General features: G+C 56.1%; 13 protein-coding genes. 6 read left to right on the plus strand and 7 right to left on the minus strand.

Going from position 1 to position 13,700, the window contains the following annotated elements:
- Nucleotides 1–46: 46 nt before the first annotated feature.
- The gene (locus HQL76_11650) at nucleotides 47–694 is read left to right on the plus strand and encodes a hypothetical protein (protein ID MBF0109819.1); all 648 of its coding nucleotides are present in this window, start codon (nucleotides 47–49) and stop codon (nucleotides 692–694) included.
- Between the two features lie 2 nt (nucleotides 695–696).
- A complete protein-coding gene (locus HQL76_11655) occupies nucleotides 697–2,916 on the plus strand; it encodes a hypothetical protein (GenBank protein MBF0109820.1) in 2,220 nt (739 codons plus the stop codon).
- A 57-nt stretch (nucleotides 2,917–2,973) separates the two neighbouring features.
- Here the strand turns inward: HQL76_11655 and HQL76_11660 are convergent, their stop codons facing one another.
- Nucleotides 2,974–4,614: a tetratricopeptide repeat protein gene (locus HQL76_11660; GenBank protein MBF0109821.1), complete on the minus strand. Its 1,641-nt coding sequence runs from the start codon at nucleotides 4,612–4,614 to the stop codon at nucleotides 2,974–2,976.
- 5 nt (nucleotides 4,615–4,619) lie between these two features.
- Between HQL76_11660 and HQL76_11665 the strand changes: the two genes are divergently transcribed.
- Nucleotides 4,620–6,140 (plus strand): DUF4080 domain-containing protein, encoded by a 1,521-nt coding sequence (locus HQL76_11665; protein MBF0109822.1) that lies wholly within the window; start codon nucleotides 4,620–4,622, stop codon nucleotides 6,138–6,140.
- 278 nt (nucleotides 6,141–6,418) lie between these two features.
- Here HQL76_11665 and HQL76_11670 read toward each other — a convergent pair whose 3' ends face one another.
- Complete coding sequence (locus HQL76_11670; protein MBF0109823.1) at nucleotides 6,419–6,631, minus strand: hypothetical protein; 213 nt, start codon at nucleotides 6,629–6,631, stop codon at nucleotides 6,419–6,421.
- A 311-nt stretch (nucleotides 6,632–6,942) separates the two neighbouring features.
- Here HQL76_11670 and HQL76_11675 point away from each other — a divergent pair, with 311 nt between their 5' ends.
- The 3 genes from HQL76_11675 to HQL76_11685 are packed head-to-tail and all read left to right on the plus strand — an operon-like array spanning nucleotide 6,943 to nucleotide 10,639.
- Nucleotides 6,943–7,971 (plus strand): ABC transporter permease, encoded by a 1,029-nt coding sequence (locus tag HQL76_11675; GenBank protein MBF0109824.1) that lies wholly within the window; start codon nucleotides 6,943–6,945, stop codon nucleotides 7,969–7,971.
- A gap of 7 nt (nucleotides 7,972–7,978) precedes the next feature.
- A complete protein-coding gene (locus HQL76_11680) occupies nucleotides 7,979–9,592 on the plus strand; it encodes an ABC transporter ATP-binding protein (protein MBF0109825.1) in 1,614 nt (537 codons plus the stop codon).
- 3 nt (nucleotides 9,593–9,595) lie between these two features.
- Nucleotides 9,596–10,639, plus strand: coding sequence for a DUF1016 family protein (locus HQL76_11685; GenBank protein MBF0109826.1), 1,044 nt, complete (start codon nucleotides 9,596–9,598; stop codon nucleotides 10,637–10,639).
- 26 nt (nucleotides 10,640–10,665) lie between these two features.
- Here the strand turns inward: HQL76_11685 and csrA are convergent, their stop codons facing one another.
- The 5 genes from csrA to HQL76_11710 all read right to left on the minus strand — a co-directional run bounded on the left by csrA (nucleotide 10,666) and on the right by HQL76_11710 (nucleotide 13,696).
- The gene (csrA, locus tag HQL76_11690) at nucleotides 10,666–10,902 is read right to left on the minus strand and encodes a carbon storage regulator CsrA (GenBank protein ID MBF0109827.1); all 237 of its coding nucleotides are present in this window, start codon (nucleotides 10,900–10,902) and stop codon (nucleotides 10,666–10,668) included.
- Between the two features lie 273 nt (nucleotides 10,903–11,175).
- On the minus strand, nucleotides 11,176–11,706 hold the full coding sequence (locus HQL76_11695) for a flagellar protein FlgN (GenBank protein ID MBF0109828.1): 531 nt from the start codon (nucleotides 11,704–11,706) through the stop codon (nucleotides 11,176–11,178).
- A gap of 8 nt (nucleotides 11,707–11,714) precedes the next feature.
- Nucleotides 11,715–12,026, minus strand: coding sequence for a flagellar biosynthesis anti-sigma factor FlgM (flgM, locus tag HQL76_11700; protein MBF0109829.1), 312 nt, complete (start codon nucleotides 12,024–12,026; stop codon nucleotides 11,715–11,717).
- 126 nt (nucleotides 12,027–12,152) lie between these two features.
- Complete coding sequence (locus tag HQL76_11705) at nucleotides 12,153–12,599, minus strand: rod-binding protein (GenBank protein ID MBF0109830.1); 447 nt, start codon at nucleotides 12,597–12,599, stop codon at nucleotides 12,153–12,155.
- Entirely contained in the window at nucleotides 12,596–13,696 is a 1,101-nt protein-coding gene (locus HQL76_11710; protein MBF0109831.1) for a flagellar basal body P-ring protein FlgI, read from the minus strand. Before HQL76_11710 ends, HQL76_11705 begins: the two co-directional genes overlap by 4 nt.
- Nucleotides 13,697–13,700 lie beyond the last annotated feature (4 nt).

Raw genomic sequence — 13,700 nt, forward strand, 5'->3', positions numbered from 1 at the left:
GCAGATCGTCACAGACTCAATGATCGTGCGTCCACCTTGACAAAAAATGAAAAATCCAGCGATGCTCAACAGAATCAACGTAACCGCCTTTGTGGATTGGAACTCCCAGTTCCATAATGCGGGTCAGTCGAATCAAAAACATCCTGATCGCCAAGCAGAGAAAACGATCGACTACGTTTCCGAGAAACTTGCATCCCTTTTGACAGGAATGGATCAAAATTCCCTATTTCACGTTGTCATGCGCATTTACCATGGATGGTATCAGGGACTGACAATGACGAAGCATCGCATCGCTCTTGGCAACCTCATCAAAGACGAATTGGTCCCCAGAAAACGATCCAATGTCCGTTTCGACTGGTCCCGTCCCTTTGGCGACACGCTTGCCGACGCATTCGATCACAGAAAACACAAACGATTGGGAATTCATCTTCCGGATACATTACGCAGCGACGCGAAAGGTGAAAAACGTGAAAAAATGGTAGACACCGCGCTCGCCTGCGATCTTCTCCACGCAGCACGTTTCGAATCAGACTCATGGCGAATCGTCATGGCCGAGGACGATGACCTTGTTCCTGCGGTATTTGTGGCGGAAAAGTGGTCCAAGGAAAAGGGCGGGCGCACCATTATTCTCCGCAAGAGAGACAATAACGGACATCTGAACCTGAACGGAATATTCTCGAAGATGGAGTCCTGAAAATGGATAAAGATGCCTTCCTGAAGGAACTTGGCCTGTTTGCGGATCTTGATTCACAGCCTGATTCCGTCCTCAATGGAAACAATATAATCATCAGGTTCCATCAATATGGTGCCCCTGTTCAGCTTACCCTCGATACCCGAGAAGGATCCGTCATTGAACGTCGTGACGGGAACGAAGTTCGCCACAACACGTACAAAGGATTGCTCGCCTCACCTTCTTTCGGCGATCTGAGGCGTTTCACGGAAGTGCAGAAAACGCTGTTGAAAACGGAGTTCCCCTATATCGAAGACACTGCTGCACATCTTCCAATCATAGGTGAACTCGCAACGGATGGAACCGAAACAGACACAAACCTTCTTGACGCCATCAAAAGCTGGCTGAACAACACGGCTCCACCGGGATCGCCGGTTCGGGCACTTGTCATTGACGGTCCCGCCGGGATCGGCAAAACCCACCTGATCAGAAGATTATGTCATGATCGAGTCATGGGTTTCAGCGCCGGTTCGCCACCGCCGATCCTGCATGTTCAGAGTCGTGGAAAACAATTGACCTCCTTGAACGATGTCATCGCCGGCACACTTCAATTCCTGCGACTGCGCCTGACCTACTTCCAGGTTCCAATACTGGTTCGGCATGGTTTGATTCAGGTCGCCATCGATGGATTCGATGAAATGGCCGATCCCAATGGCTATAATACGGCATGGGGGACGCTCGGGGAGTTCATCAAGGACTGCGCGGGCGGCACCTTACTGCTGGCCGGTCGCGATACGTTCATCGATGTCGAAACGGTCAAGAATGCGCCGATTGGTCTGAATTCCTCCGTCATCTCGGCCGTTCATCTGCGCCATCTGAGGGCGGACGAAGCCAGGGAATGGCTTGGGTCTCAGGGATGGGACAAAAGCAAAATCAAGGACATGGACAACCTTCTCGAAGAGGGATCCTACACCTTGCGTCCTTTTTTCATCAGCGAAATCAACAAAAAATTAAAAAACGAAGAAGAATGCGGCTTCTTTCTTTCTTTTCCGCTTCGCTCATTGATCGATTCCATTCTTGAACGCGAAGCAAAAATACTCGCCAGAACGAATACCAGCCCGGAACAAACAGATAAAATAAAAGAGCGATTATCCGCCTTTTTCATTGAAGTCGCCCGGGATATGGCAGATTGCGAAAGCGAATCCATCGATCAAGACAACCTTGTTCTCATTCTGGAACTGGTATTCAAAGATCATGTCCCAGAGGATGTCCTCCGATCCCTGCGCCACAGGGTGCAATCGTTTCCCCTTCTTGAAAGAGAGGGAAACAACGAAAATCGCCGCTTCCCACATTCCCAAGTCCAGGATTATTTCCTGGGCCTTGCCTATCTGTCCCTCCTGGCGACAGGTTGCGAACGTCCCAAATCCTTGCGCCGCAATGTCATCGGTATCGACTTCCTCGACATATTTCACGATATTGCCTCAAGCGCCTTTCCCGATGACGTGATCCGTTTCCGCGATGGTGCAATAAGATTGCTCGCGGATCACGGGTTCGCGGACCGCAGCAGGCAAAACATTGCCGCCATTCTTCTTGCGGCGCTTCCGGCAACCGCCAAACCTGCGTCCAAGACGTGCCTCATCGAAAACATCTGGTTCGGTGACGTGCTTCTGCGCGGGACCCTGCCTTCGTGCCGTCTTGCACATGTTGGCATTTCATACCTGGATGCCCGTGGCGCGGATCTTTCGCAAATCCATTTTGAGAACAGCTCGGTCACAAGTCTTGTCGCCGACATGCAGACACGTCTGCCAGACTCATTTCCCGATCCACACTCCCTTTCCATCGATGAACACGGACGATCGCGGAAATTACCCAACGAGGATATGTCGAAATGGATCGAAAAACAGAAACCCGGCCAGGAAAAGGCACGGAATGGCACGCAAGAACATTTTTACAACGAATACCTTGACTACTTTGAACGGCTTTGCCGCGTGATCATTCGCCAGGGATGGATTCGTATGGCAAAAGACGACAGTGCGGGAAAACTGCTGGAGGATGATCGATGGCCAAACATTCGTGATGAACTTGACAGGCTGAAATTTCTTGAGGCGTCCTTTACGAAGCCTGCCTCCGGACAAAACGCACCCTTTGTCCGTATTCGGCGCGCTCGTGAATTGCTGACGCGGCAAACGGACGATCCAGAGATCACTCAGGTCCGCAAAGCCATTATCAATCTTGGGTCGTCATAATATTCAGTATGATTATCAAGCAATAACCAATAAACCTACCCAAAGGGTTTTTGATTATCAATTTATCAACAAACCAACAACCCGATCCAGATGTTCCTCGACCGGTCGCATCACCCCTTCATCCTTCAATCGTTGCGCCGGTTGTACCGGTTGGGCTTTCTTCCCTTCTTCCGCCGTGACCTCGGGATAGAACACCTGGGCGACCTGTCGTCGCCACTCCGCCACCGCATCCTCCCAGACCTGTTCCTGTTCCGTCTTTTGCCAACCTGTCTTCAGGTATTCAAGAATCTTTCCGTGCAACGATGAAATCACCTTCCGATCCCTGGGCAACCATGCGCCCAAGGCCTGGGCCTCGAAAAGACGTCCCTGGCCACGCAGGATCCGTCCCAGATCGATCCAAAGGGGATACTCCGATGGCGGCAAAAGCCATCCCGGCGCCCCATGCCCGTGACCTGCATTCTCCTTTTCCTCCAACATCACTCGAACCCCCAGCTTGCCAAGGAAAACCGCCCCATCCAGTTTCCCCATCCGAACCAGCAACCGCAGCGCCAAATGGGAAAAACTGGTTTGCATCCAGGATAATTCCCTGATCTGCAATAGAATCATCCCCTGACGCAACAATTTTATTCCCTGTTGCCAATCATCATCATGAACGGCCAGCCACATTCGCAAATAAATGTTGATCAAAAATGCAGGGTGCGCCGGTTTGTCCACCCGTTCCAGAATGGAACGTCCCTCCTCCACCATCTCCCGCGCTGCGGAAATACGGTCAATTTTCATTTTCAAACAGGAAAATTGATTTAAAAATTCGCCGACGAACAAATGCCCTGGACCAAAATGATCGCGAACGATGCCAAGCATACATTCATGGAGCCCTTCCGATTTTTCATGGAATCCCTTGCGCAGATAAAACCGCCCCAAGGCGTTCAGCGCCGGAAGAACTCCCGGATGGTCCGGACCGTGCAACGCCCGGGTGGAGGCCACCACCTCCTGCAACAACCGCTCGGCTTCGTCAAGATTGCCCAACTGCTGGTGGGTTTCGGCCAAAAGTTCCTTGGCCAGCAAGGTTTCAGGATAATTGGGCAACAAGGAATGCAGGGCGATGTCCCGGGCCCGTCCCAAAACTTCAAGGGCCTTGCCGTAGGCACCGGTCCGCAGATGCGCCCGGGCCAGATTGTTGAGCACATGCACCATCTGCGGCGCTCGCTCCCCAAGGCCCGAGGAGAAAATCTTCATGGATCGCCGGATCATCTTCATCGCCCGATCCTGACGACCCGTCTCCAGACACAACAGGGCATAATTGTTCAGGGTGAATGCAATATCAAAGGTTGCCCAAACACTGTTTTTCCTGAAAAAAGACAGCGCACGGGTAAAATTTTCCTCCGATTCCTTGAATCGACCCAGGCGGAAACAGCAATATCCCAGTTCGTTGTGGACCTGACCGAGAAAACCGGGACGCGGTTTGGAACTGTCGGATTCCATGAAGGCAGACTGATTCCATTTTTCCAGGGCCTTGGCAAAACTGCCCCTGGATTGCAGATCAACCGCATCCTTCCACAATGTTTCGGCCCGGTTTCGCTTCCAATCCTGGGCCTCGACCGGCTTTTGGTTCAAGCGGCGCCAGGCGATGACAATCACCCCCATCGCCAGCAAAAATCCGGTAACGACAAGAACGATCATCCAATTGAGGTTCAACATCCGTCATGTCCATGTTCGATGCCACCGCGACACGGTCTGTCCCCATGAATCCGGGTGGCATCCTCCTCACCACCCTCAACGCCCGTTATCGTCATACCGCCCTGGGCTTGCGTTGCCTCAAGGCCAATCTTGAAGAACTCGCCCCCGACTGTCGCATCATGGAATTCGACATCCATGACCGTCCGGTCGATATTGCCGAAAGCCTTCTGCACCATCGTCCCGCCATCATCGGCATCGGGGTCTACGTCTGGAACGTGGAACCGGTGGCGCAACTCCTGGAAATCCTGAAAGCCATCGCCCCCGAAACACTTCTGATCCTGGGCGGACCCGAGGCGGGTTACGCCCCCGACAACGCCGCCTGGCACGCCCCCGCCGACCTGCGCGTCGCCGGCGAGGGCGAATGGATCTTTCGCGACCTGTGCCGCCAACACCGCGCCAACCGCCGGATCCAACCACCCGCAAACAAACGGATCGTCGCGCCACCCATCGATCTTTCCCAGGCAATCCTCCCCTATGGACTCTACGATGTCCAGGATATTAAACACCGGTTCACCTACGTCGAGGCCTGCCGGGGTTGTCCATGCGGCTGCATCTTCTGCCTTTCGGCCAACGATGCCCCCATGCGACAGGTTCCCATCGACCGTTTTCTCGACGCCATGGAAAACCTGCTCGACCGCGGGGCGCGACAGTTCAAGTTTGTCGATCGCTCCTTCAATCTGAACAGCGCCCATGCCCTGGCCATCCTCGATTTTTTCCTCGAACGCCTCTCCCCCGAGCTGTTCTTGCACTTCGAAATGCTTCCCGGACATCTGCCCCGACCCCTGAAAGACCGACTGGCCCTGTTCCCAAAAGGGACCGTGCAACTGGAAATCGGTCTGCAAACCTTCAATGCCACCACCCACCGTCACATCCAACGCCGCCAGAACAACAACAGCGCCGACAAAACCCTTTCCTGGCTCCGCACCCATACCCAGGTCCACCTGCACACCGACCTGATTCTGGGCCTGCCCGGAGAATCGCTGCCCTCGATGGCCCAGGGCTTCGATCGATTGCTGCGTCTCCAACCCCACGAAATTCAGGTCGGTCTGCTCAAACGATTGCACGGAACCGCCCTGGCACGTCGCGATGACCTCAAGCACATCACCTTCAATCCCTGCCCCCCCTACGACATTCTTGAAAACGACCAGATCGATTTCGCCACCATGCAGCGATTGCGCCGGTTCGCACGCTATTGGGACCTGATCGGAAATTCAGGCCGCTTTCCCCATTTCATCGACTGGCTGCGTGGCCAGAAAACCCCGTTCGCCTCATTCCTGACCCTTTCCGACTGGTTGTTCGCCACCACCCGGCAAACCCACCGGATCGCCCTGCCACGATTGTTCCGATTGATGGCCCAGGGTTTGATCCAATCCTTGAAACTGGATCCCGACACGGCCCATCCGATCCTGCAACAGGACTGGAAGGTTTGCGGATACGGGGAAGACCCGGTCTGGGAAATGGATGGACGCTCCGGACAACCGGACTGATCGCCGGCAGTTACAAAGAATATACTGTCACTAGATTCACCCATGGAACGACACTCATCTGGAGAACATCATACGAGCGGATGGCGACGACAAGAGAAAATCTGAATGCACGATGGCAAAAACGAGCAACAGAGGGGCGGAGAAACAACGATCTGTCGGAACAGAATTGAAAAAATTCATACTGGAATAAACTTCATATAATAAAAATTAGAAACATGTATAAACATAAGATGTTCAAACTTTCGATAACATGGGTTGCACTGGACCACCGATGACCCTCAGGAAATATCGTTGGCGGAAACGATTTTCAGGAGACGGTTCAGGTCGCTGGCAGAGAGTCTGGTATTGAAAGACAGAGAAAGCAAACGGACCGTTTCATCACGGTCGGATGATGTTTCATCGGTCGCGATGGAGACGTGAAGCGGGCACGGATGGCTGGCAATCGCATCGTGGTTTTTGATCAAGCCGCTATTTTTATTGAAGTTTTCCATGGTTCTCAACCTCCTCTTAAGTTGGTCCATGTTCCGATTTCGAAGGAAAGGATCCTAGCAGAGTATGGTCGCCATTGCCCGAAAATTCGCGCATGCCACGGGCGAAAAACGGGTGGAGAAAGGGTAACTCCTTGAGGAGAGAGACAAAAAAAAATCGCCTGGAGTAAACTTGTTTTCGGCACTGGAAATGCATCGATGACGGGGCAATTCATTGGCAATGGAAATTAGAAAAAGAATTTTTCCGGTCATGAATGGCGGCGATCAGGGACACCTTCCGTTCGCCGACCCAGTTGCCCTATAATGTCGCTCCCATGGCCTTCTCCTTCTCACCCATAGCCCGGCAACGTTGGCGGCGATTCAAGGCCCATCGACGGGGCCTTGTGTCACTGTGGCTGTTTTCGATTCTGTTCCTCCTTTCCCTGGGGGCGGAGTTGATCGCCAACGACAAACCGATCCTCCTGAATTATCAGGGTCGATTGTATTTTCCCCTTTTTCAAAGCTATCCCGAAACGGAGTTCGGTGGATTTTTCGAGACCGAAGCGGACTACAAGGATCCTTTTCTGCTCGAAACCCTGACGACCAACGGCAACTGGATGCTCTTTCCGCTCAATCCACACAGTTTCGATTCGATCAATTCCCGTCTGGCCCGCCCTGCCCCATCCCCGCCCGATGCCGTCAACCTTCTGGGAACCGATGATCGCGCCCGGGATGTCCTGGCGCGTTTGATCTATGGCTTTCGCCTGTCGGTGCTGTTCGCCCTGACCTTGACCTTCATCGGTGTCGTGGTCGGGATTTTCGCGGGGGCGATTCAGGGGTACTTCGGGGGGCGGGTCGATCTTGTGCTGCAACGGTTCATGGAGGTGTGGGGCAGCATGCCGGAACTGTATCTGCTGCTCATCTTCGCCAGCCTGTTCGAACCGGGCGTCTGGCTGCTGGTGACCTTGCTGTCGCTGTTCGGCTGGATGGGCCTGGCCGATTATGTCCGGGCCGAATTTCTGCGGGCGCGCAATCAGGTCTATGTCAAATCGGCGCGGGCCCTGGGGGCCGCAGATGCCTCGATCATGTTCCGCCATGTCCTGCCCAATGCCCTGACCCCGGTCATCACCTTCTTGCCGTTTCGGATTTCCGGCGCCATCCTCGCCTTGACCAGCCTTGATTTCCTGGGATTGGGCGTCCCCCCCGCAACCCCCAGTCTGGGTGAACTCCTCGCCCAGGGCAAGGCCAACATCGATGCCTGGTGGCTTTCCCTGGCCGCCTTCGTCGTCCTGGTCGGCATGATGCTGCTCCTCAATTTTATCGGCGAGGCCCTGCGCGATGCCATGGATCCCGGCAAGGAGTGATCAAGGCATGGATTCATGGTTGTTGGAAGTCAGCGATCTTTCCGTCACCTTCGGCGATGCGGCGGTTCGGGCGGTGGATGGCGTTTCCTTCGCGATCGCCCCAGGAGAAACGCTCGGATTGGTGGGAGAGTCGGGAAGTGGCAAAACCTTGGCCGCTTTGTCCCTCCTGCGTCTGCTGCCCCCTTCGGCCCGATTGACGGCGGCCAGGATCCGTTTTCAGGGGGTCTCCCTGGAAACCCTGACGGAACACGAACTGATGCGGATCCGCGGCGGCGGAATCGGCATGATTTTCCAGGAACCCATGACTGCCCTCAATCCGGTGATGCCGATTTTTCGGCAGTTGTCGGAAAACATGGAACGCAACCCCGACATGGAGGTCGGCTCATTGCGCGACGCGGCGGCCAATCTGCTCGACCTGACCGGAATTGCCAATCCCCAATACCATCTGGACGCCTATCCCCATCAACTGTCGGGTGGGCAACGTCAACGGGTGATGATCGCCATGGCCCTGGCACGAAAACCCGCCCTCCTGATCGCCGACGAGCCGACAACCGCCCTGGATGTCACCATCCAGGCCCAGATCCTCGACCTGCTCGCGTCGATCCAGAAACGGTTCGGAATGGCCTTGTTGCTCATTTCCCATGACCTGCACATGGTACGCAAGGTCGCCTCGCGGGTGGTGGTCATGCATGCGGGACGGATCGTGGAACAGGGAACCACCGCGACAATCTTTCAGGCCCCCCGTGACCCTTATACCCAAAAACTGATCCAGAGCCTTCCCGATGCCGAAGGTCCCGTCGCCCCATCCCATCCGGCCCCGCTCCTTCGCGCCAGCCATCTGACGTGCCATTTCCCGGTGAAAAAAGGAGTGTTCCGGCAAACGGTGGGGCTGATCAAGGCGGTCGATGACGTGTCCCTGACCATCGGTCGCGGTGAAACCCTGGGGGTGGTGGGAGAATCGGGCAGTGGCAAAACGACGCTTGGAGAATTGATCCTGCGCCTCAACGATGGCGGAGGAACTCTGGAGTTCGACGGGGTCGATCTGTTTTCACTCAATCGCGCCGCGCTCAGGCACATGCGCCGCCGGATCCAGGTGGTCTTCCAGGACCCCTTCTCCTCGCTTTCTCCCCGGTGGACGGTGGGACGCATCCTGGAGGAAGGTTTGATCATCCACGAGGCAAAGGACGATCCCGTTCAGCGTCGCCAGAAGGTATTGTCGATGGTCAAGGAAGTGGGACTCGATTCCAAGGTTCTAGATCGTTATCCACATCAGTTTTCCGGGGGCCAGCGACAGAGAATCGCCATCGCCCGCGCCATGGTCCTCAACCCGAGCCTCCTGGTGCTCGATGAACCCACCAGCGCCCTCGATCTGACGGTCCAGGCGCAAATATTGAACCTCCTGAAAGGTCTGCAACAGCGCCACCAACTCTCCTTTCTATTCATTTCCCATGATCTGCGGGTCATTCGCGCCATGTCACATCGTGTCATGGTCCTCCACCAGGGCAAGGTCGTGGAAGAGGGACCAACCCGGCAATTGTTTCAGGCGCCACGCCATCCCTACACGAAAAACCTGTTGCGGGCCGCCCTGGACCTGTCGGCGGAGACCATGGAAAAGGACTGAACCTTGCCCGACATCGTCCCCCTGCCCTCCGACTATGCGCTCTGGCTCGCCGAACTCAAAAATCGCATCCACGAAGCCCAGCAACGGGCTTCGTTGGCGGTCAACCGGGAATTGGTGCTGCTCTACTGGCGGATCGGTCAGGACATCCTGGCACGGCAGGGACGTGAAGGATGGGGCGCCAAGGTCATCGACCGGCTGGCCCAGGACCTGCGTACCGCCTTTCCGCAAATGAAGGGATTTTCCCGGGCCAACCTTTTGTACATGCGCGCTTTCGCCGAGGCTTGGCCCGATCCGGAAATTGTCCAACAGGCTGTTGGACAGTTGCCCTGGGGACACAATCTGGTATTGATCACCAAACTTAAAACGCCCGAGCTTCGTTTGGCCTATGCCCGCCGCGCCATGGCGCATGGTTGGTCGCGTAATGTGTTGACCATCCACATCGAACGACGTTTGTTGGAACGGGAGGGGCAGGCCATCAGCAATTTTGCGTTTCGTCTTCCTGAACACCAATCGGACTTGGTGCGTGAATCACTCAAGGATCCCTACCTTTTCGACTTCCTTGGAGTAGGCAACGAGGCCCAGGAACGGGCCATCGAGGAAGCGATCGTCAGACATATCACCGATTTTCTTTTGGAACTGGGGGCAGGTTTTGCATTCGTCGGACGGCAGGTTCACCTGGAAGTGGGGGGCGAGGATTTTTTCATCGATCTGCTTTTCTACCATCTGAAGCTGCGTTGTTATGTGGTGATCGAACTCAAAGCAGGAGCCTTCAAACCGGAACACACCGGCCAACTTGGTTTCTACCTCAGCGCCGTGGACGGCGAAATGAAGTCGCAACACGACAATCCGACCATCGGTTTGCTGCTGTGCAAGAGCAAGAACAAGGTGGTGGCGGAGTACGCCTTGCGCGATTCCACCCAGCCCATCGGCATTGCCGAATACCAACTGATGGCCGCCCTGCCCGCCGAGTTGCAAACCAGTCTGCCCAGCATCGAGGCCATCGAGAAAGCCCTTTCCGGAGAATCCGATGCCGGGGAACATTCTTGATCTTTTCCTCCTCCGGAAGCGCCGGATCAGTTGCCGCCGGAAAGGATACGGGAGGCCTGATCCAGGACCGAATCGGGCATGCGCCGGTTGGCCTTTCGGGTTTCACGTTTGATCTTGTCGTAGATTTCCTCGCGGTGTACCTGGACATCGCGCGGCGCCTCGATGCCAATGCGCACCTGATTGCCCTTGATCCCCAGAAGGGTGATCTTGATGTCGTCGCCAATGTTCAGGCTTTCACCGATTCTCCGTGTCAAAATCAACATGGTTCACGTCCCCGCGTCAAAACTTGTGCCAGTGGGAAAAACCGCGGCAGAATCGCCGTTGCCGGGGAGGTCATGGTGTGGAGGCATTGACGAAAGCATTCCATGAGTGACAGGCTTTCAGGCCACATCCTGTGCCCCGTGCTGATGAAACAAGACCCAACGCCGTATCGGGCGCGTCTCAAACGCCATCGATGGTTCAAGCGCCATTCGCAAAACCGGATCTCCAATGTTCGTCTTCTCCCGCAGGCCGCGTCCAGAGCGCCGCCGGGGGGGCTACAATTGTTTGGAGATGAAATGAAATCGTGACCCCGAGGCATGACGCCCCCCTCTGCGATTGTAGGAGGCGACCGGTCCCTGGGTGCTTTCCTTGACAGCCCGCAAAATCGATTCGGTCGCCGCCAGAACCCCCTTGAAGGCGGCTTGATTGTGCCGGTTTGTCTTGTCCGCCTTGTCGATTTCCGTCTTCAGTCGTTCGCGCAGGGTGAGAAGGCCGGTATTTCCTCCCAGTGACTGATCCAGAGACATCAGGTTGAGCCGGTCTCCCGCCAACCCCAGTTTCGCCCCGAGTTGCCGCGTGATTTTCTGTCGCAGGCGATCACCGGCCTGGATTTCTTCCAGAACCCTCCCGATCTGGAGCGCCAAGTGTTCCATCGCCTCGGGGTTGCGTTGTTCCAGGGCAACCCGTTCCTGTTCGAGAAGGCGGGTCAGGTTCTTGTAAAGTTCCACCAGGGGGGCGACCACTTTCACAAGATGTTCCAACTCCGCCTTGTGGATGTGGTGCGCGTCGGATCGGGAGGCGGCCATGGCGACGATTACATCACCTTTCTGCGTTCCTGCAACACATGACGCAGTATTTTGTCCGCCACGGCAACGCTATCGACCTGGTATTGGCCATTGGCGATCGCCTCGCGTATGGGAGCAACCACCGCCGCACGTATGTTCGGGGCGGTATGGGCCACCTCGTCGGCCATGTTGATGGTCCGGGAGATCCGCGAAACGGCAACATCGTCCTGGCGGTTGGATGCGGTGGTCCGCGCCGCCCCCTTGCCCCTGGCTCCCGAAATTCTGCGACCGGTGATGCGGTTGAGACGGTTGCCATCGGAACTCTTGATTTTGGTGACCATGGAATCCCTCATCTTTCGACCCGCGGTCGAGTCGCGTGGTGTTGGACGATCGGACGGGGCTTGCGTCAAAATTTTGATGCTTTGACGTTCATCGCTCCGATGACCCGCCGAATCGGCTCATTGTCGTTATTTTGATGCATTTTTTGGTCCAAACTGAGTTGCCTGAATGGAACCGGCCTCCGACCGCAGTCTTTGGACCTCCGCCGCAGCCTGTGTGACCGGAGATGGACCGCCGGATCCTGCCGCCTGGAGCTGGTAGCGTTTGATCAATTGCTGGAACATCATCTCGCCGAGGCCCATTCCGCGCCCACTCCTCTGGCTCATCATATTAGCATACTCGCCGTCCAACATATCACGAAATATTTTCTCCCCCTGGCTTTCACGGATCAGCCCTTCGCCAGTCTCATCCTTGGGGATGGTTTTGCGCATGCTGGAAAGCATCTGCTTGATGAAGAGCGATTCAAAATCGGCGGCGGCGGCACGCAGACGTTGTTCGTCCCTGGGAGAAAGGGTGGTCAACCGCGGCGTGGTGGCGGTCGGAGCGAGACGGGAATCGGCAATGGGTTGACTCACAGGATCTCCAGTTCGGCCTGAAGGGCCCCGGCTGCCTTGATGGATTGCAGAATGGTGATCAGATCACGGGGGGTGACGCCAATCTTGTTCAGATTGCGCACCAGGTCGCCGAGGGTGACGCCCTGGTTCATCTGGATGACGCGGGCATCCGCCTCCTGCATTTGCACGTCGGTGTTGGGAACGATCGCCGTATCGCCGCCGCTCAGGGGACCCGGTTGGCTGACGGTGGGATTTTCAGTCACCTTGATGCTCAGGTTGCCGTGGGCCAGGGCGACCGTGGAAACACGCACGTTCTCTCCCATGACGATGGTCCCTGTCCGTTCGTTGACGACCACCCGCGCCGGCTGATCGGGTTCGACCTGAAGGTTTTCCATGCGCGAAATCAGGCCGACCATCTTTCCCTGATAGTTCGGAGGAATGACCAGTTCGATGGTTCCCGAGTCGATGGCGCTGGCAGGGGTTCCACCCAGCATTTCGTTGATGCTGGTCACGACGCGGTTGGCGGTGGTGAAGTCGGGATTTCTCAGGGAAAGTTGCAGGGTGTTTTCGCGGTTCAGGGCGAAGGGAATTTCACGTTCGATGATGGCCCCGCCCGCGATGCGGGCCACGGTCGGATGGTTTTTCTGCTGCGTCTGATTGGCCCCGGCGGCGAAGGATCCTCCCAGGATGACCCCACCCTGGGCGACGGCATAAACCCGCCCATCCGCCCCCTTGAGCGGCGTCATGATCAGGGTCCCTCCCTGCAACGATTTGGCATCGCCGACCGAAGACAGGGTGACATCGAGGCGCGATCCCTGGCGCGCGAAGGGCGGCATGGTCGCGGTGACCATCACCGAGGCGACGTTGGCCATGCGACTCGCCTCTTCCATCGAGATGCCGAGCCGTTCCAACATGACCCGCAGGGATTGATTGGTGAAGACGGCGCTGCTGTCGCCGGTGCCGCTCAGGCCAACCACCAGACCAAAGCCGGTGAGGGGGTTGTCCCGCACCCCCTCGATATCGACGACATCCTTGAGCCGGGCCGCCTGGGCGGTTTCCATCCAAAGGAGCGGCAACAGCAGGAGCAAAATCCACGACAGAAGTGTTCTCGGTTTCATGGGA

Source organism: Magnetococcales bacterium (assembly GCA_015228815.1).
Lineage (GTDB): Bacteria > Pseudomonadota > Magnetococcia > Magnetococcales > UBA8363 > UBA8363.